The organism is Achromobacter aloeverae (genome assembly GCF_004121055.1).
Classification (GTDB): Bacteria; Pseudomonadota; Gammaproteobacteria; order Burkholderiales; family Burkholderiaceae_B; genus Bordetella_C; species Bordetella_C aloeverae.
On the sequence record NZ_PYAL01000001.1, the window covers coordinates 254,360 to 279,246 of the forward strand.

22 protein-coding genes are annotated in these 24,887 nt (G+C 67.0%); 16 read left to right on the forward strand and 6 right to left on the reverse strand.

Annotated features, from left to right (window positions below):
- Positions 1-30 precede the first annotated feature (30 nt).
- A complete protein-coding gene (locus tag C7R54_RS01155) occupies positions 31-3,186 on the reverse strand; it encodes an autotransporter family protein (protein ID WP_129148359.1) in 3,156 nt (1,051 codons plus the stop codon).
- Positions 3,187-3,478: 292 nt separating this feature from the next.
- Between C7R54_RS01155 and C7R54_RS01160 the strand changes: the two genes are divergently transcribed.
- Positions 3,479-4,264, forward strand: coding sequence for a hypothetical protein (locus C7R54_RS01160; RefSeq protein WP_129148360.1), 786 nt, complete (start codon positions 3,479-3,481; stop codon positions 4,262-4,264).
- Between the two features lie 170 nt (positions 4,265-4,434).
- Positions 4,435-5,640, forward strand: a complete 1,206-nt coding sequence (locus C7R54_RS01165; protein ID WP_129148361.1) for an MFS transporter — start codon at positions 4,435-4,437, stop codon at positions 5,638-5,640.
- Positions 5,641-5,799: 159 nt separating this feature from the next.
- On the opposite strand, the gene C7R54_RS01170 is transcribed toward C7R54_RS01165, so the two are convergent.
- A complete protein-coding gene (locus tag C7R54_RS01170; RefSeq protein WP_129148362.1) occupies positions 5,800-6,477 on the reverse strand; it encodes an RraA family protein in 678 nt (225 codons plus the stop codon).
- 56 nt (positions 6,478-6,533) lie between these two features.
- Entirely contained in the window at positions 6,534-7,568 is a 1,035-nt protein-coding gene (locus C7R54_RS01175; RefSeq protein ID WP_129148363.1) for an amidohydrolase family protein, read from the reverse strand.
- A 452-nt stretch (positions 7,569-8,020) separates the two neighbouring features.
- On the opposite strand from C7R54_RS01175, the gene C7R54_RS01180 reads away from it, so the two are divergent.
- Positions 8,021-8,740 carry an IclR family transcriptional regulator gene (locus C7R54_RS01180; RefSeq protein WP_240039339.1) on the forward strand — a complete coding sequence of 240 codons (720 nt, stop codon included), beginning with the start codon at positions 8,021-8,023 and terminating at the stop codon, positions 8,738-8,740.
- On the opposite strand, the gene C7R54_RS01185 is transcribed toward C7R54_RS01180, so the two are convergent.
- Entirely contained in the window at positions 8,699-9,583 is an 885-nt protein-coding gene (locus tag C7R54_RS01185) for a hypothetical protein (RefSeq protein WP_129148365.1), read from the reverse strand. The genes C7R54_RS01180 and C7R54_RS01185 overlap by 42 nt on opposite strands.
- A gap of 35 nt (positions 9,584-9,618) precedes the next feature.
- Complete coding sequence (locus C7R54_RS01190) at positions 9,619-10,347, reverse strand: hypothetical protein (protein WP_129148366.1); 729 nt, start codon at positions 10,345-10,347, stop codon at positions 9,619-9,621.
- 484 nt (positions 10,348-10,831) lie between these two features.
- On the opposite strand from C7R54_RS01190, the gene C7R54_RS01195 reads away from it, so the two are divergent.
- The 11 genes from C7R54_RS01195 to C7R54_RS01245 all read left to right on the forward strand — a co-directional run bounded on the left by C7R54_RS01195 (position 10,832) and on the right by C7R54_RS01245 (position 21,541).
- A complete protein-coding gene (locus tag C7R54_RS01195; RefSeq protein WP_129148367.1) occupies positions 10,832-11,563 on the forward strand; it encodes a GntR family transcriptional regulator in 732 nt (243 codons plus the stop codon).
- On the forward strand, positions 11,560-12,402 hold the full coding sequence (locus C7R54_RS01200) for an ABC transporter ATP-binding protein (RefSeq protein ID WP_129148368.1): 843 nt from the start codon (positions 11,560-11,562) through the stop codon (positions 12,400-12,402). The genes C7R54_RS01195 and C7R54_RS01200 overlap by 4 nt, the downstream gene beginning before the upstream one ends.
- A gap of 94 nt (positions 12,403-12,496) precedes the next feature.
- Positions 12,497-13,276 carry an ABC transporter permease gene (locus C7R54_RS01205; protein WP_129148369.1) on the forward strand — a complete coding sequence of 260 codons (780 nt, stop codon included), beginning with the start codon at positions 12,497-12,499 and terminating at the stop codon, positions 13,274-13,276.
- Positions 13,277-13,328: 52 nt separating this feature from the next.
- The gene (locus tag C7R54_RS01210) at positions 13,329-14,315 is read left to right on the forward strand and encodes an ABC transporter substrate-binding protein (RefSeq protein ID WP_129148370.1); all 987 of its coding nucleotides are present in this window, start codon (positions 13,329-13,331) and stop codon (positions 14,313-14,315) included.
- A gap of 59 nt (positions 14,316-14,374) precedes the next feature.
- A complete protein-coding gene (locus C7R54_RS01215) occupies positions 14,375-15,379 on the forward strand; it encodes a zinc-binding dehydrogenase (RefSeq protein ID WP_204524291.1) in 1,005 nt (334 codons plus the stop codon).
- Between the two features lie 54 nt (positions 15,380-15,433).
- Positions 15,434-15,868 carry a PaaI family thioesterase gene (locus tag C7R54_RS01220; RefSeq protein ID WP_129148372.1) on the forward strand — a complete coding sequence of 145 codons (435 nt, stop codon included), beginning with the start codon at positions 15,434-15,436 and terminating at the stop codon, positions 15,866-15,868.
- Positions 15,869-15,876: 8 nt separating this feature from the next.
- On the forward strand, positions 15,877-17,409 hold the full coding sequence (locus C7R54_RS01225; RefSeq protein ID WP_129148373.1) for a class I adenylate-forming enzyme family protein: 1,533 nt from the start codon (positions 15,877-15,879) through the stop codon (positions 17,407-17,409).
- A gap of 41 nt (positions 17,410-17,450) precedes the next feature.
- A complete protein-coding gene (locus C7R54_RS01230; protein WP_129148374.1) occupies positions 17,451-18,524 on the forward strand; it encodes an ABC transporter substrate-binding protein in 1,074 nt (357 codons plus the stop codon).
- Positions 18,521-19,813, forward strand: a complete 1,293-nt coding sequence (locus C7R54_RS01235) for an acyl-CoA thioester hydrolase/BAAT C-terminal domain-containing protein (RefSeq protein ID WP_129148375.1) — start codon at positions 18,521-18,523, stop codon at positions 19,811-19,813. The genes C7R54_RS01230 and C7R54_RS01235 overlap by 4 nt, the downstream gene beginning before the upstream one ends.
- Positions 19,810-20,778 (forward strand): ABC transporter ATP-binding protein, encoded by a 969-nt coding sequence (locus C7R54_RS01240; protein ID WP_204524276.1) that lies wholly within the window; start codon positions 19,810-19,812, stop codon positions 20,776-20,778. Before C7R54_RS01235 ends, C7R54_RS01240 begins: the two co-directional genes overlap by 4 nt.
- On the forward strand, positions 20,765-21,541 hold the full coding sequence (locus tag C7R54_RS01245) for an ABC transporter permease (RefSeq protein WP_129148376.1): 777 nt from the start codon (positions 20,765-20,767) through the stop codon (positions 21,539-21,541). Before C7R54_RS01240 ends, C7R54_RS01245 begins: the two co-directional genes overlap by 14 nt.
- Positions 21,542-21,601: 60 nt before the next feature.
- On the opposite strand, the gene C7R54_RS01250 is transcribed toward C7R54_RS01245, so the two are convergent.
- Positions 21,602-22,195: a nitroreductase family protein gene (locus tag C7R54_RS01250; protein ID WP_129148377.1), complete on the reverse strand. Its 594-nt coding sequence runs from the start codon at positions 22,193-22,195 to the stop codon at positions 21,602-21,604.
- A 357-nt stretch (positions 22,196-22,552) separates the two neighbouring features.
- Between C7R54_RS01250 and C7R54_RS01255 the strand changes: the two genes are divergently transcribed.
- Both C7R54_RS01255 and egtB read left to right on the forward strand, forming a co-directional pair.
- Complete coding sequence (locus tag C7R54_RS01255) at positions 22,553-23,476, forward strand: ATP-binding cassette domain-containing protein (protein WP_129148378.1); 924 nt, start codon at positions 22,553-22,555, stop codon at positions 23,474-23,476.
- 117 nt (positions 23,477-23,593) lie between these two features.
- A complete protein-coding gene (egtB, locus tag C7R54_RS01260) occupies positions 23,594-24,856 on the forward strand; it encodes an ergothioneine biosynthesis protein EgtB (RefSeq protein ID WP_129148379.1) in 1,263 nt (420 codons plus the stop codon).
- Positions 24,857-24,887: the final 31 nt, after the last annotated feature.

Here is a 24,887-nt window from a genome sequence, read left to right on the forward strand (position 1 = left end):
ACTTCGGCACGCGGGCACTCCGGCGCTTCCTCAGAACCGGTAGCGCGCCCCGGCGTTGAACAGCCAGGCATCGACCCCGGACCCCATGGCCTCGATGCGCGCGACCTCGCCATACAGGGACCATTTCCGGTTCACGGTGCCGGTAACGCCCGCCGAGTAGCGCATGGCGTCGCCGTACTTGCCCGTCCGGAAGGTCTCGTCGCCCACCGTCACGTTGCTGCCGCCATTGAACGCATGCAGCACATGCACGCCGGCATAGGGAGTGATGCGCCCGCCACTCACATCGATGGGCCGCGTCACCCGCGCGCCCAGCCGCCCCAGTACCTGCGTCTGCGACGCGATGTCCACGTCCAGGCCGTCCGCGTCGGTCTTGCGGTTGAAACTCAGCCGCTGCACGTTGACCTGGGCCTGGGGTTCCAGGTTGATGCCATGGCCGATGTCGATGGGATAGCCCGCCTCCACCGAACCCGCCACGCTGGTGCCGCGCAGGTCCATCGCCTTGCCCCGCGCATCGGTATCGACGTTGCCATCGAACCAGCCAAAAGACAGGATGCCGTCGACATACCAGCCCTTGTCGGCCTGGTAGGTGGCATAGCCGGACACGCGGTAAGTGTCGGTCTTGGTCTTGCTGGGCCCGTCCACCGCGTGCGGGTCGTAATTCAGGTGACCAAAGGTGCCGGCCAGGCCGAAGCGCCAGATGCCGTTGTCCGTCGCCTGCTTGTAGAGATTGCCGCCGAACTGCACGGCGGCGTAGTTGCCGCTGGCGTCGTAGCCGAAATCCTTGAACTTGCGGTTGGTGGCATAGCTGAAGTCGCCGCCGTAGGCGCGCACGAAGGCCTCGCCCTTGCCCAGGTTATTTCCCAGCGCCCGGTCATCCCGTATCTCGCCCAGGCGACGATGCAGGGAGTCCAGGTCCGCATACGTCGCGTATTGCAGGGCGATGGGCGCGATCAGGTATGAAGCGACCTGCGGGGCGACTTCATACCGCACCTCGTCGGGGTCGGGCAGGCCACCGCCGGACTCGCCACCTCCCGACTCGCCACCTCCTGACTCGCCGCCCCCGGACTCCCCACCCTCCGGATCCGGGGTGGGACCATCCGGCGTGACGAAGGCGCTTTGCAGGCGATAGTCCCAATGGCTGCCCGTACCTCCCACCAGGGATTGCGCGGGGTCCGCGCTGCCCAGCGCCGAGCCCGGCCCGTACGCGAACAGGCGATACGCATGGGGGGAGTTGCCCACCGTGACATAGTCGCCGCTCAAGGCGAATGCGCTGACCGACGACGTCCCGGCCACCTGCACCAGCGATATTCCCTCGTCGTTCAGGGGCACGCCGCCGCCAGCCGTCAATCCGCCCGGGCTGCCGCTGACCTCCTTGACCTGGACCAGGGATGTGCCGCTGGCGTTGCCGGCGATCAACATCCGGTCCGTATACTGGTTGGACAGCGCCCCGCCCTTGTTCAAGTACGTATTGACCGCCACCACGCCCTGGTCGCCCGAGTAATTGCCGCTGACCTGCAAGACGCGGTAGGCGGATGCGTCCATGGGACGCGACGCCACGTCCGCGGCCGCCTGCAGGTCCACCGTGCCATGTGAATTGCTCAGGCTGTTGACCGTGGAATCGGCCGTCACGTTCCAGCGGCTGTCGCTGGCGAGATTCAGCGCGATCGAGCTGCCGGCGGTGGCGCCCACGATGCCCGTGATGACCGCGCCATTGCTTGCGTTCAGCGTGCCGGAGGCGGCCACGCCGCCCACCGGCGCGACCCACACCGCACGCCGGCCGCCGGTCACGCTGCCGCCGTCCATGTTCACCACGCCCTGGCCGCCGTAGAAGTAGAGGCCATCCAGCTGCGCCGAACGTATCGTGGTGTCCTTCAGGTTCGCCGTATTGGGCGTCGTGGCGTCTCCTCCATAGAAGCGCAGCGCCAGCGAGTTGGCGCCTTCGGCCGACAGGGTGGCGCCGTCCGCGGAAAAGGTGGTGCCATTGAGAACGCTCACCGCATCCGCGTTGGCGCCCGTGGTTCGCACGAACGTGCCGGCGCCATTGCCGTCCAGGCCCAGCGCCAGTCCGCCGCCCTGGACCAGGATGGCGCGCGAGCTCGCGGCGCTGGTCGTCACCGTACCGCCGTTCAGCGTGGTCTGGCCGCCGGTGGTCCACACGGGTATGGAATTGCTGCCGTCGGCCGTGATCCGGGCGTTGGTCAGGGTGGCGCTGCCGGCGCTGACCCACACTGTCTGCGTGCTGTCCTTGGTGGTGCGTATCGTCGCGTCGGTCAGGTCCACCACGCTTGTCGGCTGGGACACGACCAACGCGCGCGTATCCTCTGCCAGGATGGACATGCCCGTTCCATCCACCTTGCCGCCGTAGACATACACCGCGTAGGAGTTGCCGGTGGTGCGCACCGACGTGCCGTTGCCGGTGAAGTCGGTGCCGGGATAAACGAGCACGCCATAAGCCGATCCGCCGGTGGTCAGGATGGAGCCGCCGTTCATCGTCACGTGGGTATCCTGGCCCGCTACGCCCGATGTCATCCACACCCCGTAGGCTTGCGTGCCCTGGGTACTGATGGCGGTGTTGTTCAGTGTGATGGTGGCGCCCCCCCAGGAGGTCACGCCGCGCGAGGTACTCCCGGTAGTGGTCAGCGTGCTGTCGTTCAAGTCCACCGTCGCGTACTGGCCATACGACCGCAAGGCGTCCGAATTACTGCCGTCGACCGTAATGTAGATGTCCGAGCCCTTGAAGACCGACGGGCCGGTATCGCCCACGGTATAGATGCCGCGCGAATTGTGATCGTTGTCCGTGGGGTCGGTGAGGACGGATATCGTGGTGCCGCCCGGATTCACCGTCATGGTGCTGTTATTGCCGACGAAAAGACCATCGGCCGCGTGTCCATGCACGTTGATGACGATAGGCCCGTCATCGGCCTTCAGGACCGCCGTGGCACCGCTCAGCAGTTGCAAGCCCGTGCCGCTGTAGTTTGTCGGATACGGTTCTTGCGGTTGTATGGTTGTATTGCCTTCGACGGTGACCGTGTTGCCCGCGCCCTGCACCCGTATCGGCTGATACACGGGCCCGGGCCCGAAGACATAATCGGCTGCCTTCGCTTGCGCGCCCACTAGCGCAATGCCGCAAAACGCCGCCTGGACGGCACGCGCGGTAGCTCTTCCCTGCACCTTGCCCATTGCCATTCTTGCCTCCGGTTCGTATCGCACCAGCCGGTTCCATCAGGAAGCGGCTGGAAAACCAAGTCAGACTGAGTAGCGCGCGGTAAAGCAAACTTACGGGATGAACGACTCTATCGAAATTTGCGGATGAGATGCGTGGATTGTAGGTCTCATGTGTAAGAATATGAAAACTTCGCAGGCGCCAAGCAACAGTGGAGGATGTTTCCGTACCACAGTGCCGCCCGGCGCGAACATGCGGCGGAATTCGCGTGACGTTACCCGGGGCGCACCGCCCCATCCTGTCCTGGAGGTAGGCATGTGGCGTGAGATTCTGGTTTCCGTTTCCTTCCTGGCGCTCGGCGCCGCGCAAGCTGTCCAGGCACAGTCAGCCGACGATGCCAACAAGTCGAACAACCCCTTGAGCCTGGCGCCATCGCTGGGCCTGCAGAACTACTACACGCCCAGCCTGTTCCGGACCAACTCCCACACCAATGACTTCATGCTGCGGCCAACGCTGCCCATCGCGCCGGGCGACTGGGTGGGCGTGCCGCAGATCCTGCGCGGGACCGTGCCGATCTCCACCCGTCCGACCCAGGACAGCAGCTACAAGACCGGCCTGGGCGACATCAACGTCTTCGACATCTTCCTGCTCAAGACCGGCGAGGTCGACCTGGGCGTAGGGCCCATGCTGACCATGCCCACCGGCACCAGTCCCGAGCTGGGCGCCGGCAAGTGGTCGGGCGGCCTGGCGGCCGTCGCGGTACGTCCCAGCAAGGAAGGCCTGGTGGGCGGGCTGCTTCAATGGCAGCATTCCTTCGCGGGGCAGAACAACCGCGACGCCGTGCATACCGGGACCCTGCAGCCCTTCCTCATCCGCAATCTTCCCGGCGGCTGGTATCTGCGGTCCACCGGCATCTGGACTTTCAACCTGCAGAAGGGCCAGTACTACATTCCCGTCGGCGCGGGCGTGGGCCGTGCCTGGCGCATGGGCGGCACCATCGTCAATACCTACATCGAACCGCAATGGACGGTCGCGCACGACGGCGCCGGGCTGCCGAAGTTCGTCGTCCTGGCAGGCGTGAACTTCACTTTCAGCCACTGAGGAAACCGCACACCGCACGTCGACAGCAATTTTTTGTTCAGCCCCGCGCAAGCTATGATGCAGGTCTCCCGGATGCACGTCTCCCGGAGACGGACCTGCCCGCACCATCGACAAAATGCCGGCCACGGGCGGGCCGCTGCAAAACGACATAAGAACTTCAACGGTCTTCAATGAGCGCCGCCCCCTCTTCCGCTACGTCCGTCTCCCCTCCCGTCCCTCACCGCATCATCCTGGTCCTGGCCATCGCCGCGTTCGCCAGCGCTTGCGCGTTCCGCATCTGCGATCCGCTATTGCCCCAGCTATCGCTGGAGTACGGCACCAGCACGGGCGAGGCGGCCGGCGTGGTGACGATATTCGCGGTGGCGTACGGGGTCTTCCAATTCCTGTTCGGCCCCTTGGGCGACCGCTACGGCAAATACCGCACGGTGACCGCGGCGGCGTTTCTCTGCGCCGTGGGCAGCCTGGGCGCGGCACTGGCGCCCAGCCTGAACGGCATGCTGCTGGCGCGCTTCCTGTCCGGCGCGGCCGGCGCGGGCATCATTCCGCTGGCCATGGCCTGGATCGGCGACAACGTCGACTACGCGCAGCGCCAGGCCACGCTGGCGCGCTTCATCACAGGCACCATCGTCGGCATGGCCGCCGGCCAGCTGATAGGCGGCCTGTTCGCCGACACCATAGGCTGGCGCGCCGCCTTCGCCACGCTGGCCGCCATCTACCTGGCGGCCGGGCTGTTACTGCTGCGCCTGGCCCCCGCGCGGGCCAGCGCCGCGCAATCGGTGGCCGTGGGCTTCGTGGGGCCGATCCGCAGCGTGCTGGCCTACCCCTGGGCGCGCGTCATCCTGCTCACCGTCTTCCTGGAAGGCGCGCTGGTTTTCGGCGTGCTGGCTTTCGTGCCTACCTACGTGCAGCAACGCTTCCAGCTCGGCCCGACCGCGTCCGGCGCCATCGGCGGCCTGTTCGCGGTGGGCGGCATCGGCTATGTGCTGGTCTCGCGCAAGCTGATCGCCAGGCTGGGCGAAGCAGGCCTGGTGACATCGGGCGGCGTGGTGCTGATGCTGGCTTGCGCGCTCTACGCGCTGGGTCCGGCGTGGATGTGGTGCGCGGTGGGCAGCCTGCTGAGCGGCTTCGGCTACTACCTGATCCACAGCACGCTGCAAACCAACGCAACGCAGATGGCTCCCGCGCGCCGCGGCACGGCCGTCGCGCTGTTCGCCTGCTGCCTGTTCCTGGGCCAGTCGGCCGGCGTGGCGACGGCCGCCGCCCTGGTGCAGCGGATGGACCCGTATTGGCTGTTCGGCGGCGCCGCGATGGTGCTGCCGGTATTGGGCGCCGGCTTCGCCCGCGCATTGAAACGACGCGCACCGGGCGCGGCGTAACGGATGTGGCTGGCGTGGCCGACGCGGCAGACGTAGCTGACGCACCGACGTAGCGGACGTAGCGGACGTAGCGGACGTAGCGGACGTAGCGTATATAGCATGCGTACCGCGTGCCATATACGCAGCGCGGCAGCCGCGATGGCCGCCACGCCCCGAGGATCACTCCTCGAAATAGCAGCCCTTGTCGCGCAATTGCTTCTCGTAGTACGCGCGGTTGTTGTCGCCCTTGCCGATGTCCGCGAAGGTATCGGTTTCCTGCTTGTGCTTGGCTTGCGCCTTCACCAGCACGTCCTGGGCGGCATCGTAGGGGATGCAGAGCAGGCCGTCGTCGTCGCCCACCACCAGGTCGCCCGGCTCGATCACCAGGCCATCGAAGGACACCGGCACATTGATCTCGCCCGGGCCGTCCTTGTAGGGACCACGGTGGGTGACGCCCGCCGCGTACACCGGGAAATCATGCTCGCGGATCCAGGCCAGGTCGCGCACCGAGCCGTTGATGATGATGCCGGCGAATTTCTTCGCCACGCAATAGGCGATCATGCGTTCGCCGATGAGCGCGTTGGTCAGGTCGCCGCCCGCGTCCACCACGATGACGTCGCCTTCCACCGCCATGTTCAGCGCCATGTGCACCATCAGGTTGTCGCCCGGCCGCACCTTGACGGTCAGCGCGGGGCCGGCCAGCACGCCACCCTTGTGCAAGGGACGCAGGCGCGGACCGCCCGCGACGATGCGATGCATGGCATCGCTGATATTGGCCACCGGCAAGGCGGCGAACTTGGCCGTCGTCTCGGCGTCGACGGCCCGCTTGCGTTTGAGAACCTGAAAACCTGCGCTCATCTTGGACTCCTTCGTGTAGTGTGCAGACCGGACCAGCCGGAATGCGAAAAACCGTTTCAGGCGGACAACACGCCGCGCCGAACCAGTTCGGGACGCAGGCGGCTGTAGACCTTGAAAGCATTCTCGCTGAACATCAGGCGACGGTTCTCTTCCGAGAGCCAGCTGACCGCGTCGATGTAGCGCTTGGTGTCGTCGTAGTTGAAGCCGGTGCGCGGGTTGATGCCCTTGACCGCGCCGACGATCTCGGACGCGAACAGCACGTTCTCCGGGGGGATCACCTCCAACAGCAACTCGATGCCCGGCTGGTGATAGACGCAGGTGTCGAAATAGACGTTGTTCAACAGTTCTTCCACCGGCGGCCGTTGCAGGTTCTGGGCCAGGCCTTGATAGCGGCCCCAGTGATAAGGCACCGCGCCGCCACCATGCGGGATGATGAACTTCAGGGTTGGGAAATCCTTGAACAGGTCCGACTGCAGGAATTGCATGAAGGCCGTCGTATCGCCGTTGATGTAATGCGCTCCGGTGAAATGGAAGTTGGGATTGCAGGAGCAACTGACGTGCACCATGCCCGGCACGTCCAGCTCGACCATTTTCTCGAACAGCGGGTACCAATGCTTCTGCGTCAGCGGCGGATCGGTCCAGTAACCGTCGGTGGGATCGGGATTGATGTTGCAGCCGACGAAGCCCAGTTCCTCCACGCAGCGCACCAGTTCCGGAATGCATTCCGCGGGGCTGACGCCCGGCGACTGCGGCAGTTGGCAAACACCCGCCAGGTTGGAGGGATACAACTCCACCGCGCGATGAATCAGGTCGTTGCACAGGCGGGTCCAAGTGGCGCTGACCTTGGCGTCGCCGATGTGGTGGGCCATCTGGCCGGCCTGCGGCGAGAACAGCGTCAGGTCCACACCGCGCTCGCGCTGGATGCGGATCTGGTTGTTTTCCAGCCCTTCCCGGATCTCATCGTCGCTGAAACGGATGTTGGGATCGGGCATGTGCTTGGTCTTGTCGATCACGGCGGCGATCTGGCTTTGCCGGAAATCGCGCAGGCGCTGGGGCGCCGTCGTGTAGTGACCGTGGCAGTCGATGATCATGGTGCTGCGCTCCTGCTGGGGATTCTGCTTGAACTCTGTCGGCGGGCAGTCTAGGCACTCCGCCGTCCGCCTACAATAGCGTTCCGGCTGGTGGAACGGAACGCGTGGGATGCCTGCCGGCGTTGCGGGGCCCTCAAGCGGGCGGCCTTCCTGCGCCGTGCAAGGCCCTTAAGCTGCCGCCAGTAAGCTGCCGCCATTAAGCTGCCACCCTGCCGCTGCCGTCCTGCCGCAACTTTATACGCCACACCAAGATCTGTCCCCGTATTTTCACCAGTCTTTCCGTCCCGTATATTCCGCCGCTCCCTGCCCGTATTCCGCTCCGCATCCTTGTCCGCATGCCTGTCCGCCCCTCTTCCCGCAATTCCACCCCGCCCCCTCCACTCACCCCCAGGAATGCCGCCGCCCCCGCATCAGCCGCCCCCGAGCCAAGCGCCCCCGAACCCGTCACCGCCGTGGTCCGCGCGCTGGCGCTGCTGGACGCCTTCGGTATCGAGGACAGCCATTTGAGCCTGGCGGAGCTGGCGCGCCGTACCGCCCTGCCCAAGACCACCGTCTTCCGGCTGGCCCACACGCTGGCGCAGGCCGGATACCTGGTGCAACTGGAAAATGCCGGCTGGCGCCTGGGTCCGGCGGCGGCATGGCTATCGGCCCGCTATCACGTGGCGTTCGACCTGCACGATGTCCTGGAACCCATACTGCGCGACCTCGCCCGCGCCACCGGCGAGACGACCTCCTTCTTCGCCCACGACGGCAACAGCCGGGTCCGCCTGATCCGCGTGCGGGGCCATGACGATTTCGCCAGCAGTTCGCGGGTCGGGCAGTCCTTGCCGTTGACCAAGGGATCGGCCGGCAAGGTCATACTTGCCTTCGAAGGCGAGCCGGGCGCCCAGTTCGAGCAGATCCGCCGCCAGGGTTATTGGTGCACGCTGGCGGAGATGCATCCTGGCGCGGCCAGCGTGGCGGCGCCGGTCTTCGGCGGCTCGTGGAAGGTGATCGGCGCCCTGTGCGTGGCCGGTCCGGCGGACCGCCTGGGCCTGAAGGAACTGGAAGCCTATGCGCCGGCCGTCATGCAGGCGGCACGCAAGGCCTCCGGTGCGTTGGCCATGAGCGGCGCCAGCAGGCGCGCGCCTTCAGGCAAGGGGCACGCAATGCTGTCGCCGCGTCGCCCATGAACGCCGGCTGACCGCTGGCGGGCACCGCAGCTTGGTCGGAAGCGGGACGTCCGTCGCAAGCAGCGACGCATCGGCCCGCGTGGCGGCCGCGCCCCGGGGTTGGTAGCGTGCGAGCAAATCGATGAGTTGATCGCAATCGCCGAACAGGTCTTTCATTCTCGCGATCTCGGCGTCGACGGCGGTTTCCGGGCGCGGCTGGCCTGGCGGCTTTTCCTGCTTCCCCGCCGCGGCCAGTCCCATCAGCTCGATCATTACGCGCGCATTCTCGCGCGCCCCCAGCAAGGCGGCCCATTCCGCATGTCGCAGCGCTTCGACCCGCCTGGTGAGCGCCTGCACACGATCGCCCATCCGCAGGGCCAGGAAACGCGGCGCGAACGCGGTCGACGCGAACGGCATTTGCCGCGCGCGCACCAGAATGGCCTCGTCCAGGAGTTGTCTCTCCTGCGACGCGCGCCATCGATGACAGCGCCCGGTGAGACCCATGAAGGAAAATACGGCCCGCGCGAGGGCCCGCAGCGCGCCTTGCGCCTGGTCCATCGCCAATCGCAAGTGTGGATGCGCGCTGGCGCGCGCGTTGGACGTCTCTCCGCTTGCAGGAATACGCGCGACGGCCACATCCGGCGCGGCCTGCGGGGAACAGATGCTGGAATAGTCGAGCAGCGTCGCATCCACGACCCGCGATGTGGGGACGAGGGTCGGCAGTTCCGGCGACGTGGCCGCGGCGGTTGCATCGACATACGTATCCCCCGTTGGGCCAATGGCCGTGCCGACAGCCACACCGGCACCTACATCGACATCGAAGGCCGCCCACGATCCAACACGCGTATCGGACAGGATTTGCATTGCACGCCCCAAAACGCCGCCGCCACGGCGGCACATCAGTCTATGACCGTCGGTTTAAACGTGCGGCTGGGCACAAGAGGCATGGCATGGCGCCTCCCCCGAGGCATCTGGCTGTCCGGCTGCGGATCGATGGCCACCAACGTCGAGTCCGCCAACGACGACCTGGTCGAAGACGAACTCGTCGACGTTGAGATGCCGCTGTCATCGGATGGCCAGCGCGTCATCGCTTTCGCTGTCAACGCCGTAGCGTCGGCATCCAGAACCTGCACGTTTTCCGTCCCACCGCTGGAAGGCCCGGAGCCCAGGTCCCCCAGATGTTCGCGCAGCGTGAAGTCGAAGTCCGCCAGGGCATTCCGCCAGGCTTGCTCAAGGTCACAGTCGTCCAGCCGCTGCTTCAGATCCTTCAACAAGGCAAGGTTGTCGGCCTCGGCTCGATCCAACTCGTCGGTGTACGTGATGTCGCCGGCGCGAGCGGCACGCAGCGCATCGAAGGCATCCGACGAAACCTGTTCCCACGCCGCGACGCGGGCGTTCAACGTCTCGCACCTCACCCGCCATTGTTCGCATTCCATCTGCTTGATTTGGAGTTCATGCTCGGCCTTCGCCAGGCGCTCCGACGCCTTGACCGCCATCGACGCCATCGCATCATAGAACTCAGTCCGCGCGCGGGTCACGCCAACGAAGGCCGCGAAACGCGGAAAGCAGCTGTAGATCCACTCCCGGATCCGGACCATGAGCGAGGCCCGCGGCACGCCTTGTTTCACGCCGGCGATGGGTGAGGACCGCGCGTTCCCGGATCCTGCCCGCCCGGCGTGCTGGGCAGCGATGCCTGGGTCAGACGCCCACCCAGGGGCGCATGTCGACAATTGGAAAGCCGACATCGGCGTCTGTGTCGAGGTTAGCGGAGCAGCCATGATTCACCATCCTTATGAAGAGTGCGGAAACCGTCATGACATAACCACACGGTCATGTGGACGCTGGCACAACCGCATATGGGGCAAATCATTCGTGACGGTTCCCACGCGACCCGCCTCAAGCGGCGAGCGCAAACGTAGTGACGCCCAGGCAGGGCAGAAAAAGCGTCCATCGCGTACGGCTGAGCAGCTCACCGCCTTATCCCCCTATTGCATAAGCTTAGGGTAATTGGGTAGTTCACCCATCATCCTTGTCTACCTAGAATGGACCCGTGCTCATCTCTCACCACATCTGTGAGCTGCTCAGTAAGACGTTCAACGTTGATCACGGACGATGACTGACCTCCTCGAACTCCTTCCCGCCGCCACCACCGTCAGCTTCGGCGACGACGCCTACCAGCGCATCCGCCGTGACGTCATTTCGTGCCGGCTGGCGCCGGGCGCGTTCGTCACCGAACCGGAACTGATGGCCAACTACGACATCCGCAAGACCAGCTGCCGCATCGCGCTGGTCCGGTTGGCGCAGGAAGGATACGTGCGCTCGCGCCCGCGCAAGGGCTACCAGATCGCCCCCATCACCCTGCGCGACGTCGAGGAGGTCTTCACCCTGCGGGTCCAGCTGGAGCCGCTCGCCGCCCGCCTGGCCGTGGGGCGCGTGGACCTGGGCCTGCTGCGCGAACTGGAAGCGGCCTGCCGCGTGCAGCATCCCGTGCTCAAGCTGAACGACCAGATCGATGTCTTCATGGATGCCAACAAAGCCTTCCACCTGGCCGTCGCGGCGGCCAGCGGCAACGAACGCCTGCACAAGTCGCTGGCCATGCTGCTGGACGAGATGTCGCGCCTGGTGGCGCTGGGCTTCGGTGTGCAGAAGACCAAGCCGGAAATCAAACACGACCACAACGCATTGATCGAGGCTTTCGCCGAAGGCGACGGCAAGCGCGCCGAACTGATCGCCCGCCGCCACATCGAAACCTTCCAGGCCATGACGCTGGAAAAACTGTACGCCAGCCTGGCGCAGACCGGCGCCGCCATCCCGGTGCCGCCCGATACAGGGATCCGCCGATGAACGCCGTGCTCTTGAATGCGAACGACACCGCCACCGCGTCCGCGCCCACGGCAGGATCTCCCCTGGATGCAAGCGTCTCGACGCGGGCCGAAGCCGGCCGCGCGGACGCCGTGCGGGTGCGCCATCTCAACAAGCATTTCGGCGACCTGGAAGTCCTGCGCGACATTTCCTTCGGCGTGGGCCGCGGCGAAATCGTCGCCTTGCTGGGCGCGTCCGGCTGCGGCAAGAGCACCTTGCTGAACATCGTGTCCGGCCTGGAAAGCGCCGACAACGGCGACCTGGAGATCAACGGCCAGCCGGCGGCGCGCTTCCGCGACTGGCGCAAGCTCGGCTATCTGTTCCAGGAGGACCGCCTGCTGCCCTGGCGCACCGTGCGCGAGAACGTGGCGCTGGGCCTGGAAGCGCAGAACGTGCCTCGCGCCGAACGCCAGCGCCGCGCCATGGCCGCGCTGGAGATGGTCGGACTGGCCGGTTTCGCGCAAGCGTGGCCGCACCAGTTGTCCGGCGGCATGCGCAGCCGCGCGGCATTGGCGCGCAGCCTGGTGATCGAGCCCGACATCCTGCTGATGGACGAGCCGTTCTCCAAGCTGGACCCGCAGACGCGCACCCAGATGCATGAGGAATTGCTGCGCATCCAGGCCATGAAGAACGCCACCATACTCTTCGTCACGCACGACGTGGAGGAAGCCGTGGTGCTGGCGGACCGCATCGTGCTGCTGGAGCCGCGGCCCGGCCGCGTGCGCGAGATCGCCAAGGTTCCCTTGGCGCGGCCACGCCTGGCGACGGACCGCGACGTCGCGGAGCAGACGCGGCTGCTGCGCCTGAAGGTAAGTCAATGACGGTAAGTCAATGACGGTAAGTCAATGACGGTAAGTCAATGACGGCAAGCCAGTGAAAGTAATTCCATGACGGTAAATCAATGACGGTGTCTCAATGACCAAGGCGATCACGAACAACGGCTTGCATCCCGCCCTGCTGGTCGCGCAACGCGTCGTGCTTGCGATCGTCTTCGTGCTCGCCTGGTGGCTGGCCGCGCGGCACACCCCCGCCTTCATCCTGCCGGGCCCCGACCGCGTGCTGCAGGCGCTGGGCGCGCTGTCGCGCACCGATTCCTTCCTGCACGACATCGGCATGACCATGTACCGGGTCGTTTGCGGCTTCGTCCTGGCCGCGCTGGTCGGCACGCCGCTGGGACTGGCGCTGGGTTCGAGCCGGGCGCTGGCGCAGGTCTTCGAACCCTTGCTGGCCGTGATGAACACCATTTCCTCGGCCATCTGGGCGGTGTTCGCCATCATCTGGTTCGGCATCTCCAACGCCACCACCGTATTCGTGGTGTTCATGACGGCCATGCCGCTCATCCTGACCAATGTCTGGCAAGGCGCCCAGAACGTCGACAAGCTGCACGTCGACCTGGCCCGCAGTTTCCGCATGACCCGCGCGCAGGTGCTGCGCAAGATCTACCTGCCGAGCATCCTGCCCTACTTCTTTTCCGGCGCGCGGCTTGCCTTCGGCTTCGGCTGGCGCGTGTCGCTGGTGGCCGAGACCCTGGGTTCCTCCGACGGCGTCGGCTACCGTTTGCGGCAGGCCGCGGACCTGGTGCAGACCGACCAGGTGTTCGCCTGGACGCTGCTGCTGGTGGTGCTGATGCTGCTGCTGGAAAGCGGCGTGCTCAAGCCGCTGGAACGCCGCCTGTTCCGCTGGAAGCCGGTTTAAGCGGCCTTTGCGCCGTCCCCTCACATCGACGCATTTTTCCGGGAGTTCCGACATGAAATGGACCAAGTACCTGCCCGCCGCCCTGCTGGCGCTCGCCTTCGGCGCCGCCGGCCCCGCGCAAGCCGCCGACAAGGTGCGCATCGGCTACTGGAGCAGCGGCGTCAGCCTGGGCTACGGCGCCGTGCTGGAAGCCACGGACTTCCTCAAGCAGCAGAACCTGGATGTCGAGTTCATCAAGTTCCCGGACGTCAATGCGCCCTTGCGTGCGCTGGCTTCGAACTCCATCGACCTCGCCTTCGGCGCGCCCGCCGCGGGGGTCTTCAGTAGCGCGGCCGAAGGCGTGCCCATCAAGATCTTCGCCGCCACCCAGCCGGCCGACGTGCAATTCGTGGTGCCGCAGGGCTCGCCCATCACGTCGCTGGACCAGCTGCGCGGCAAGAAGGTCGGCATGTCGCCCGCGGGCAGCTCCGTGGCGGTGATCGCCGGCGCCGTGCTGGCCGGCAACCACGGCGTCAAGGCGAACGACTTCTCGCTGGTGGGCGGCAACGAATCGCGCCTGGCGCAATTCCTGGCGCAGAAGCAGGTCGACGCCGCCGCGCTGCGTTCGGTCACCGTGGCCCAGCTGACCGACCTGAAGGTCACGCGCCTCGGCTCCTTCGCCGATGAATGGAAGAAATTAACCAAGTCCGATTCGGTCCCGTACATCGGCATCGGCGCGGTACGCAGCGATTTCGTTGCCCAGCACCCCGATACGGTGGCCCATGTGATCGCCGGCCTGCGCAATACGCTCGCCTGGGGCGACAGCCACCGCGACGACGTCGTGAACATCCTGCGCAAGTCCGCCAACCTGCCCGAGGCCGACGCCAAGGTCTACGCCGCACAGTGGCAGGAGATGTACCGCGTGTCCTTCGAACCTGCCGACATCGACACGCTGAAGCGCCAGCACCAGGTATTCGCCGACAGCGGCCTGGTCAAGGGCCAGCTGCCCGCCGACATTTTCGTGACGGGTCCCTACCAGACCGCCAAGACATTGAAGTAATCCGGCATATCGCCCCACCACCTGCCATAGGAAGCGAGGAAAAAACCATGAGCACCACCATGAAAGCCCTGGTCCTGAACGAACACGGCGGCCTGGACAAACTCCAGGTCGTCACCGACAAGCCCGTGCCCAAGGCCACCGAGGGCCACGTCGTCATACGCGTGGGCGCATCGTCCTTCAACTATCACGACGTTTTCACCGTGCAGGGCATGCCCGGCATCAAGGTGCCGCTGCCCGTGGTCATCGGCCTGGACATGGCCGGCGAGATCACCGAGGTCGGCGCGGGCGTGGAAGGCTGGAAGGTGGGCGACCGCGTGCTGGTCAACCCGCTGAACAAGGGCAAGGGCCTGATGGGCGAAATGCTCGACGGCGGCATGGCCGAATACTGCCTGGTGTCGGCGCCGCAACTGATCGCCCTGCCGGCCAAGGTGAGCTATGACGATGCCGCCGCGCTTCCCGTGGCCTATGGCACCGCGCATCGCATGCTGATCACGCACAAGACGGTGAAGGCCGGCGACCGCGTGGTGGTCCTGGGCGCCAGCGGCGGCGTGGGCACCGCCTGCGTCATCCTGGCCAAGCTGCTGGGCGCCGAGGTCATCGCCTGCGCCGGCAGCGACGAGAAGCTGGCTCGCCTGAAGGAACTGGGCGCGGACCACGTCATCAACTATCGCACCACCGATTTCTCGAAGTGGGCCATCGCCGAGTACGGCAAGCCCCAGCGCCGCACCTACGAGGGCGGCGTGGACGTCGTCATCAACTTCACCGGCGGCGACACCTGGCTGCCTTCCATCAAGTGCCTCAAGCGCGGCGGCACCCTGCTGGTCTGCGGCGCCACCGCCGGCCACGATCCCAAGGAAGACCTGCGCTACGTCTGGAGCTTCGAGCTCAATATCAAGGGCTCGAACAGCTTCTACGACGAAGACCTGAAGGCCTTGTTGCAGATGGTCGCCGACGGCAGCGTCAAGCCGGTGATCGACCGCGCCGTGCCGCTGGAGGGCGCCGCCGACGGCCTGGCGCTGATCCGCGATCGCGAGGTGCTGGGCAAGGTCATCGTCAACCCCTGATGCGCCCCGGCGTCCACGCATCCCCGTCCCACCCGAATACGAAGGAACCCCGTCATGACCACCGCTACCGTCCCCACCAAGGAAGACATCCAGGCCAAGCTGCTGCGCGGCCCTTACCACCAGTGGCTGGGCATCGAAGTCCTCGCCGTCGACGATGGTGAAATCGAACTGTCCGCCCGCTGGCGCGAGGAATGGGTCGTCAACCCCGACAAGCGCTACACGCACGGCGGCATCCTCGCCGCCCTGGTCGACCTCACCGCCGACTGGGCGCTGGTCTCCAAGACCGGCCGCGGCGTACCCACCGTGGACCTGCGCGTGGACTACCACCGCGCCGCCCTGCCCGGCGACCTGCGCGCCAAGGGCAAGGTCATCAAGTTCGGCTCGCAATTGTCGGTGGCCGAGGCACAGGTGTTCGACAACGAAGGCAAGCTGGTCGCCAGCGGCCGCGGCGTCTATTCCACCGCCGCGCCGGCGCCCGCCAAGGCCTGAGGTCCGCCATGTATACGCCGCAGAACCTGGGCCGCGTCATCGATCCCGCCGCCGATCCGGCGCGCGTCGCGCTGCTGGGCGTCGACCTCGCGCTGAATGAATCGCCCTGCACCTATGGCGAGCTGGAAGCGATGGCCGATGGCGTGGCGCGGGCGCTGCTGCAAGGCGGCGGCCAGCCTGGCGATCGCGTCGCCATCCTGGCCGCCAACTCGGTGCGCTATGTCGCCACGCTGCTGGGCATCATGCGCGCCGGACTGATCGCCGTGCCGGTCAACTTCAAGTTCCCGCCCGCCACCATCGCCTATGTGCTGGAAGACAGCGGCGCGCGCGTGGTGTTCTACGACCATGAGCGCCGCAACGCGGTGCCGGCGGGATTGCAGGCGATCGCGCTGGACGGCGAGCCTTTCCTCGACTACCTGCGCCCCGGTCCCACGCCGGAGGCGCCGGTGTCGCCCGAGGACGTGGCGCTGATGCTGTACACATCCGGGTCGACCGGCAAGCCCAAGGGCGTGCGCCTGTCGCACGCCAGCCACCTGTGGACCGTGCGGATGCGCCGGCAGGCCACGCCGCTGGACGCGGAGCGGGCCCTCATCGCGGCGCCGCTGTACCACATGAATGCGCTGGCGCTGGTCCTGCTGTCGCTGTCCAGCCACGCCACCACCGTGCTGCTGCCGCAATTCACCGCGGCCGCCTACATCCAGTGCATCGGCCGCTACCGCTGCACCTGGCTGACCGCCGTCCCGCCCATGATCGCCATGATGCTGCGCGAGCACGATCTGCTGGCGCGCACCGACCTGTCCTCGGTGAAGGTGATACGCATGGGATCCGCGCCGGTCAGCGCCAGCCTGCTGGCGCAGATCCATGCCATGCTGCCCAACGCCAAGGTGATCAACGCCTACGGCACCACCGAAGGCGGTCCGGTGGTGTTCGGCCCGCACCCGGACAAGCTGCCGACGCCGCCCATGTCGGTGGGCTATCCGCATCCGGCCGTGTCGCTGCGCCAGGCGCGCGGCCCCGCGGATGGACCGGAGCAAGGCATCCTGGAGATGAAGAGTCCCGGCCTGATGCTGGGCTACCACCAGCGGCCCGACCTGCCGCCGCCCTTCACGCCCGACGGCTACTACTCGACCGGCGACGTGTTTCGCCACGACGACCAGGGCTTCTATTACTTCGTCGGCCGGCGCGACGATATGTTCGTCAGCGGCGGCGAAAACATCTATCCCGGCGAGGTGGAGAAAATGCTGGAACACCATCCCGCCGTGCAGCAGGCTTGCGTGGTCCCGGTCGAAGACGACATCAAGGGCCAGAAGCCGGTCGCCTACATCGTGCTGCGTCCCGGCAAGCACGCCGAGGCCGACGAGATCAAGCGCTACGCCCTGGCGCACGCGCCGGCCTACCAGCATCCGCGCCAGGTGTGGTTCGTCGACGCCTTGCCGCTGGCCTCCACCAACAAGATCGACCGCGCCTTCCTGCTGCGCGACGCGGCCAGTCGCATGAATGCGCCGAACCGCCCGAGCACCGCGCGGCCGCCATCGGCCTGACCGGCCTTCCAACACCGCCTTCAACGAACCAGGACACCTCCATGCGTATTCGCGTTCACCCCCTACTCGCCGCGCTCGTCCTCGGCACGGCCGCCGCGCCGGCACTGGCCCTGGACGACGTCACCGTGGCCCTGGCCGTGCCAGCGGCCGTGCATGACGGCGCGCCCTACGCCGCGGCCGAGGAACTGGGTTTCTTCAAGGAAGAAAACCTGTCGGTCAAGACCATCGTGTTCCAGGGCGCCGGCGCCCTGCTGCCGCAAGTCGCGGCCAAGCGCGTGACCTTCGGCTATCCCACGTCCGAACCCGTGATCTCCAGCTACTTCGCGGGCAAGGACATCCTGCCGCTGCGCTACTTCTATAACGGCGTGCCGGCCAACACCATGGAATTCGCGGTGCTGGCCGACTCGCCCATCAAGACCCTGCAGGACCTCAAGGGCAAGAAGATAGGCGTGGGCGCATTGACCTGGGGCACCATTCCCGGCGGTCGCGCGGCGCTGCGCACGGCCGGACTGGAGCCCGGGGTCAACGTCAACTACGTGGCCGTCGGCGCGCTGGCCGCGGGCTTCCAGGCCCTGAAGACGCACCAGGTCGACGCGCTGAACTTCAACAGCAGCTGGGATGACCAGCTGGAACTGTCCGGCACGCCCATACGCCGCATCGCCTATCCCAAGGTCTTCGACGAAACCGCCGGCAACGGCTTCATCGCCCACGTCGACACCTTCCGCGACCACCCCGACCTGATGGTGCGCTTCGCGCGCGCCTATACCAAGGGCCAGATCGCCTGCGAAGCCAATCCCGGATTCTGCGTCCGTGCATTCTGGCGCGCCTACCCGCAGTCCAAGCCCGCCGGCGATGAAGCCAAGGCGCTGGCCGACGCGACCACCTTGGTCACCAATCGCCTGCGCCGGGTGCTGCACACGGCATCCGGCCAGGCGCGCGTGCCCGGCCAGTACGACCTGAAGGCCATCCGCGCCGGCATCGAGGCAATGGCCCAGGCCAAGGAATATCCGTCGGCGGACGTGCCCGTCGACAAGATCTTCTCCAACGAACTCATCGCCAAGATCAACGATTTCGACGCCGACGCCGTGCGCGCGAAGGCACGGGAGGCCAAATGAGCAAGCCCACGATCCAGGTCAGCCCGCACGACGCCGCGCTGGATGTCCGTCGCCGCATCGTCCTGGAAGGCTATGCGCCAGGTCCGGTGCGCTTGACGGCGGAACTGCGCCATCCCGACGGCAGCGTCTGGCTCAGCGAGGCCACCCTGGCCGTCGGCGACGATGGCCGCATCGACCTCGACCAGCAGGCGCCGTCGGCCGGCGACTGGGATGTGGCGGACGCCATGGGCCTGGTGTGGTCCATGCGCCGCGTGCAACCGCCCAGCGCGCCCGCGCGTACCGATGAGGTCGAACCGCTGACCATCGCGGTGCAGGCGCGCGGCGCGGACGGCGAGTCGGCGCAAGCCGATTTCATCCAGCGCTACGTGGTCGAGGGCGTCCAGCGCCGCGAGGTCAATGTCGAGGGCATCGTGGGCACGGTCTTCACGCCCGCCGGGGCCGGCCCGCACCCGGCCATCGTGGTGATGAACGGCTCGGGCGGCGGCGTTCCGCTGCAACGCGCGTCGCAATGGGCCGCGCACGGCTATACCGCCTTCGCGCTGGGCTATTTCAAGGCGCCTGGCCTGCCTGACCATATTTCCGGCACGCCGCTGGAATACTTCGAACGCGCGCTGCGCTGGGTGCGCGCGGAACTGGCGCCGCGCAAGGGCTTCGTCGCCGTCACCGGCCAGTCGCGCGGCGGCGAACTGGCGCTGCTGCTGGGCGCGCGCTTTCCCGAACTGGTCAGCGCCGTGATCGCCTATGTGCCCAGCATCGTGGTGCATGGCACCCTGCGCGCCGGCCGTCCGGGCGAAGCGCCCGATTCGCCGGTCTGGACGTGGCAGGGCCAGCCGCTGCCCAATGTGTGGAAGGACAATCCGGACGCCGACTGGGCCGCCTTCGACCAGGTGCCCGCCGACGGCCAGCCCGTGCGCCAGGCGCCGGCTTTCCTCAGCGTGCTGCGCAACGCCGACGCCGTGGCGGCCGCGCGCATCCCCGTCGAGCGCATCAAGGGGCCGGTGCTGTTGATTTCCGGTACCGACGACGGTTTCTGGCCGTCCTCGCTGTACAGCGAACAGATCGTCGACGCCCTGCGCGCCAACGGCCATCGCTGGCCCTATCGCCATGTCCGCGGTGAAGGCGCGGGACACGCCATCGGCCTGCCCAACCAGCCCACCACGCTCATCGCCAAGCCCCATCCCGTCGCCGGCGTCGTGCTGACCGGCGGCGGCACGCCCCTGGCCAATGCGCGGGCCAACACGGCATCGTGGCAGGCAGCGGTCGACTTCCTGGCGGAGGCCAGCGCATGAGGACGCCGGGCCGCCCCAAGTCCGAATCCTCCCTTGGGGAGGACGTCGCGCAGCGACAGGAGGGCCCCATCACGACGCCGGGCCGCCTCAAGTCCGAATCCTCCCTTGGGGAGGACGTCGCGCAGCGACAGGAGGGCCCCATCACGACGCCGGGCCGCCCCAAGTCCGAATCCTCCCTTGGGGAGGAGCCTGCGGCCGTGGGCCACGGGGCCTTGTCGTTGAAGGACGTCACGCTCACCTACCCTACCCGTCGCGGCGCCATCCACGCACTGGGCCCGGTGGACCTGGATATCGAGTCCGGCGAATTCGTGGCGGTCCTCGGACCGTCCGGTTGCGGCAAGTCCACCTTGCTGAAGCTGGCATCCGGCCTGCTGGCGCCCACCACCGGCCGCTTGACGCTGGGCGGCCAACCCGTGCTCAAGCCCAGCCGCCGCACCGGCGTGGTGTTCCAGAAACCACTGCTGCTGCCCTGGAAAAACGTGCAGGACAACGTGCTGCTGCCCGCCACCACGCTGGGCCTGCCCATGCCGGCGGCGCGCGAGCGGGCGGCGGCCCTGCTCAAGCTGGTCGGCCTGGACGGCTACGCGGGCAACTACCCGGGCGAGCTGTCCGGCGGCATGCAGCAGCGCGTGGGCATCGCCCGCATGCTGCTGCCCGACCCCGATGTGCTATTGATGGACGAGCCTTTCGCCGCCCTCGATGCCTTGACGCGGGAAGCGCTGACGCTGGAACTGCAACGCATCTGGAGCCAGCAACGAAAATCGGTGCTGTTCATTACGCACAGTATTCCGGAAGCGGTTTTCCTGGCCGATCGCATCCTGGTGATGTCGCCGCGCCCCGGCCGCATCGTCGAAGACTACCGGCCCGGCCTGCCGCGTCCCCGCACGCTCGAAACCCTGGGCGACGCGGCCTTCAACGCCGCCTGCCATCACCTGCGCCGCCATTTCAGCCATGAAGCGTCTTGAATTCACCGACTTCCTGTATCCGCTGATCAGCCTCGCCGTGCTGGTCGCGGCCTGGCATTTCGCCATCATCCTGCTGAAGATCCCGGATTACCTGCTGCCGACGCCGGCTAGCGTCTGGCATGCCCTGGTCGACGGCTTCGCCACCGGTACCCTGTGGCCGCATATCGGCGCGACGCTGGGCGAAACCTTCGCGGGCTATGCCATCGGCTGCATCCTGGCGGTGCTGCTGGGCGCCCTGCTGGCCGAGTCGCGCACCTTCGAGCGCTTCTGCTATCCGGTGCTGATCGGCTTGCAGGCCACGCCCAAGGTCGCGCTGGGGCCCATCATCCTCGTCTGGTTCGGTTTCGGCATGGCGTCCAAGGTGGTGCTGGTGGCGCTGGTGTGCTTCTTCCCGCTCTTCGTGAACACGGTCAACGGCATCAATCGCACCGATCGCGACCTGCTCGATGCGTGCCGCGCGTTCTCGGCGTCGCGCACCTACCTGCTGCTGCATGTGAAGCTGCCGGCGGCCGCCGGCGATATCTTTTCGGGCTTGCAGATCGGCGTTTCGCTGGCCCTCATCGGCGCGGTCGTGGGTGAGTTCCTGTCGGCGCAGCAGGGGCTGGGCTACATGATCGCGTCCGCGTCGGTCAGCATGAGCCTGTCCACCATGTTCGCCGGCGTGATCCTGCTGGCCGTCATCGGCCTGACGGGATCGCTGCTGATGCGCGCGCTGCATCGGCGCGTGGTCTTCTGGGAGAAGACGCATTCGGGCGATGCCTGAGGCGCGAATACCCGGCACCGCGCCATGCGATGCGTGGGGCAAGAGCCGGGATGCCGCGGATCAGAAATCGAACCGGCCCTCCGCCACGACGTTGGCCAGCGGCTGGCGCGCGCTATATCCTTCGCGCGCCTGCAAGGCCTCGGGCAAGGTGCTCTTGTCGCCCGGCTTGCCAATGGCGACGGCGGCCTCCACCTTGTAGCCGGCCGGCACGCCCAGGTCCGCACGCGCCTTTTCGCGGTCGATGCCGGCCATGCCATGCGCCTGCCAGCCCTGCAGGCTGGCCTGCAGGGCCAGGAAACCCCACGCCGCGCCGGTATCGAAGCTGTGCGACGCATTGGGCACGGGCTGGTCCTTGCCGGGCGGCGTGCCGGTTTCGGCCGACAGCACCACGATCAGCGCCGACGCATTACGCGCCCAGCTCTGGTTGAACTCGTTGAGCACCGCCAGCAGGCGTTCCCAATGCGCCGTCCCCTTGCGCGCGTAGATGAAACGCCAAGGCTGCATGTTGTACGCCGACGGCGCCCAGCGGGCGGCTTCGAGCATGGTGAGCAATTCGGCCTCGGAAATCGTCTCGCCGGTGTAGGCGCGCGGCGACCAACGTTCCAGGAAGATTTCGGAGATGGGGTGTTCGGCGTTGCGGGTGTGCTTACCCATGTGAGGTCCTCGACGGCGTAAGAATGACGTAATGGCATCACGTGGTGACATCGCGTAATGGCATGACGTCCCCGGCCCGACGCGGCCGGGGGCTCATCTTAATGCGGTCGCGGCAAAATCCCTAGCGCGCCATCCCTCGCTCGTGCTCATAAGCTCATGGCCTGGAGGGACACAATAATGGCAACCCTTTGATACTGAATTCACAGCCACTTTCAAGTCTGATGCGTGCGCCCAACGGACGCGCACATTACCCCGCGAAATCCCTACGTGTAGCGCGCATGGACTTCCCATAAGCTCCCAAGGTATACATCCCACGTTTACCCCCTGGAATACCGCCTTCGGCCGAAAGGAGCCGTCATGACGCTTCCCGCACTGGAAATCACCGGTTTGCAGGCGAGCGAGAATCGCACCCCGATCCTGCACGGGGTGGACCTGCATGTCGCCACGGGCGAGGCGGTGGCCCTGCTCGGCCGTCATGGCGCCGAACTCACCGCTACCCTGCGGGCGGTGCTGGGAGACAATCCGGCACGCTCGGGCTCGATCCGCATCCACGGCGTCGAATCGATCGGGCTGGACGCCTACGCCGTCAGCCATCTTGGCGTTGCCGCCTGCCCCGCACGACCGGACATCGTCTCGGGCCTGACCTGCGAGGAGAACCTGCTGCTGCCCCTGCCCCTGGAAGGCGTGCTGGGCGGCGGCCTGTCCTTGACGGAGATCTACGAACTCTTCCCGTCGCTGCGCCGCTGCCGGTCCGCGCCGGGTGTCAACCTGGACGAATCGCAGCAACAGATGCTGGCGTTGGCCCGCGTGCTGCGCAGCGGCGCCAATCTGCTGTTGTTCGACCAGATCTGCGCCGGCTTGCCGGGGCCGGCCGCGCGCACCATGGGGCAGACGATCACGGCGCTGAAATCGCTGGGCTACAGCATCCTGTTTACCGAGCGCAATCCGGACTTCCCGACGGACGTGGCGGACCGTGGCTACCTGCTGGAGGATGGCGTCGCGCAGGAGCAGGATACGGCGGACAGCGCGGCGTCGCTGCTGGCGTCGGCGTCCGATTCCCCGCGCATCCTGGACGCCTCGCGGTTGACGTCGTCCCAGGGCGTTTCCGCGCATATCGCGGCGTCATTGACGCCGCCCGCCCTGGCGTCGGCCGTCATGGAGGCCGCCGGCGGCGTGCTGGATACGCCGGACACGGCCGATGGCACCGGCGTCCCCATGCTGACTCCCGCCTATGCGCAGGCGCCGGCATTGACGGACGACTACACTGATCCCCTGCCCTGATCCCTGGCGGGCGCGCGGCTTGCGTAGCGGCCGCGCCGCCCTTGCGACGGCACGACCCTGCCCGCGCCCCGGCCGCACAAGGCGGCCGCCAGGCGATGACCTGGAGTTTGCCTAGCGATGACCTTGCCCCGCCCCCAGCCGTCCAGCCAACGCGATGCGCTGCGCGCCGCCTACGACGCCGTACGCACGCACAGCCTGGCCCTGGCCGAACCCTTGTCCGCCGAGGACCAGTGCGTCCAATCCATGCCGGACGCGAGTCCCACAAAATGGCATCTGGCCCACACCACCTGGTTCTTCGAGACGCTCGTCTTGCGTGAGCACGATCCCGCCTACGCGCTGTTCGACCCGCACTTCCCCTATCTTTTCAATTCCTACTACGAAGCCCTGGGACCGCGCCATGCGAGGCCCGAGCGCGGCATGCTCACCCGCCCCTCGCAAGACCAGGTGCTGGCCTACCGCCGCCACGTCGACGACGCCATGGGCAGGCTGATCGGCGCCGCGCGCGCGGACGTGCTGGCCGCGCTGGCGCCCATGCTGGAGCTGGGCCTGCATCATGAGCAGCAGCACCAGGAATTGCTGCTGACGGACATCCTGCACGCGTTCTCGCGCAATCCCCTGCTGCCAGCCTACCGCGCCACCGGGCCGGCGCATGCCGCGAAGGCGACGCAGGCCCCCGCCGCGCCGCCGCGGTGGCTACGCCATCCCGGCGGCATGGTCGAGGTCGGCCATCCCGCCGATTCGGCCGATTTCGCCTTCGACAACGAGCGGCCGCGCCACGCCGTCTATGTGCATCCCTACGAGATCGCCAGTCGCCTGGTGACCTGCGGGGAATATGCCCGCTTCATCGAGGATGGGGGCTATGAGCGGCCGGAATTCTGGCTGTCCGACGGCTGGGCCACCGTGCGCGCGCAGGAGTGGCGGGCGCCGGCCTACTGGCTCATGGACGGCGATACACGCCTGCGCGCCCGCGGCCTGGAAGGCACGCATGTGTTCGGCCTGGACGGCCTGCAAGCCCTGAACCCGGACGCGCCGGTGGCCCAGCTGAGCCTCTACGAAGCGGCCGCCTATGCCGCCTGGGCCGGCGCGCGCCTGCCGACTGAGTTCGAATGGGAAGTCGCGGCCGGCCTGCCGGGCTTCACCCAGGCGTCGCGGCACTTATGGCAGTGGACGCGGTCGTCCTACGATCCCTATCCGGGCTTCCGCCCCCTGAATGGCGCCGCGGCGGAATACAACGGCAAGTTCATGGTGGGACAGCTGGTGCTGCGCGGCGGCAGCATCGCCACGCCGGAGGGCCACACACGGCCCACCTATCGCAACTTCTTTCCGCCTGCGGCGCGGTGGCAGTTCTCGGGCTTGCGGCTGGCGCGCGACGCGGTATAGGCGACTGGAATACAGGATCGAAGTATTAATA

What these genes read in the sequence shown, in the direction of transcription:
- C7R54_RS01175 (WP_129148363.1), bottom strand. Translation starts at nt 7,568, where the DNA reads ATGATCATCGACTGCCACGGTCACTACACGACGGCGCCCCAGCGCCTG.
- C7R54_RS01205 (WP_129148369.1), top strand. Translation starts at nt 12,497, where the DNA reads ATGACCAAGGCGATCACGAACAACGGCTTGCATCCCGCCCTGCTGGTC.
- C7R54_RS01200 (WP_129148368.1), top strand. Translation starts at nt 11,560, where the DNA reads ATGAACGCCGTGCTCTTGAATGCGAACGACACCGCCACCGCGTCCGCG.
- C7R54_RS01170 (WP_129148362.1), bottom strand. Translation starts at nt 6,477, where the DNA reads ATGAGCGCAGGTTTTCAGGTTCTCAAACGCAAGCGGGCCGTCGACGCC.
- C7R54_RS01165 (WP_129148361.1), top strand. Translation starts at nt 4,435, where the DNA reads ATGAGCGCCGCCCCCTCTTCCGCTACGTCCGTCTCCCCTCCCGTCCCT.
- C7R54_RS01160 (WP_129148360.1), top strand. Translation starts at nt 3,479, where the DNA reads ATGTGGCGTGAGATTCTGGTTTCCGTTTCCTTCCTGGCGCTCGGCGCC.
- C7R54_RS01250 (WP_129148377.1), bottom strand. Translation starts at nt 22,195, where the DNA reads ATGGGTAAGCACACCCGCAACGCCGAACACCCCATCTCCGAAATCTTC.
- C7R54_RS01245 (WP_129148376.1), top strand. Translation starts at nt 20,765, where the DNA reads ATGAAGCGTCTTGAATTCACCGACTTCCTGTATCCGCTGATCAGCCTC.
- C7R54_RS01220 (WP_129148372.1), top strand. Translation starts at nt 15,434, where the DNA reads ATGACCACCGCTACCGTCCCCACCAAGGAAGACATCCAGGCCAAGCTG.
- egtB (WP_129148379.1), top strand. Translation starts at nt 23,594, where the DNA reads ATGACCTTGCCCCGCCCCCAGCCGTCCAGCCAACGCGATGCGCTGCGC.
- C7R54_RS01215 (WP_204524291.1), top strand. Translation starts at nt 14,375, where the DNA reads ATGAAAGCCCTGGTCCTGAACGAACACGGCGGCCTGGACAAACTCCAG.
- C7R54_RS01225 (WP_129148373.1), top strand. Translation starts at nt 15,877, where the DNA reads ATGTATACGCCGCAGAACCTGGGCCGCGTCATCGATCCCGCCGCCGAT.
- C7R54_RS01230 (WP_129148374.1), top strand. Translation starts at nt 17,451, where the DNA reads ATGCGTATTCGCGTTCACCCCCTACTCGCCGCGCTCGTCCTCGGCACG.
- C7R54_RS01195 (WP_129148367.1), top strand. Translation starts at nt 10,832, where the DNA reads ATGACTGACCTCCTCGAACTCCTTCCCGCCGCCACCACCGTCAGCTTC.
- C7R54_RS01240 (WP_204524276.1), top strand. Translation starts at nt 19,810, where the DNA reads ATGAGGACGCCGGGCCGCCCCAAGTCCGAATCCTCCCTTGGGGAGGAC.
- C7R54_RS01210 (WP_129148370.1), top strand. Translation starts at nt 13,329, where the DNA reads ATGAAATGGACCAAGTACCTGCCCGCCGCCCTGCTGGCGCTCGCCTTC.
- C7R54_RS01235 (WP_129148375.1), top strand. Translation starts at nt 18,521, where the DNA reads ATGAGCAAGCCCACGATCCAGGTCAGCCCGCACGACGCCGCGCTGGAT.
- C7R54_RS01185 (WP_129148365.1), bottom strand. Translation starts at nt 9,583, where the DNA reads ATGCAAATCCTGTCCGATACGCGTGTTGGATCGTGGGCGGCCTTCGAT.
- C7R54_RS01255 (WP_129148378.1), top strand. Translation starts at nt 22,553, where the DNA reads ATGACGCTTCCCGCACTGGAAATCACCGGTTTGCAGGCGAGCGAGAAT.
- C7R54_RS01155 (WP_129148359.1), bottom strand. Translation starts at nt 3,186, where the DNA reads ATGGCAATGGGCAAGGTGCAGGGAAGAGCTACCGCGCGTGCCGTCCAG.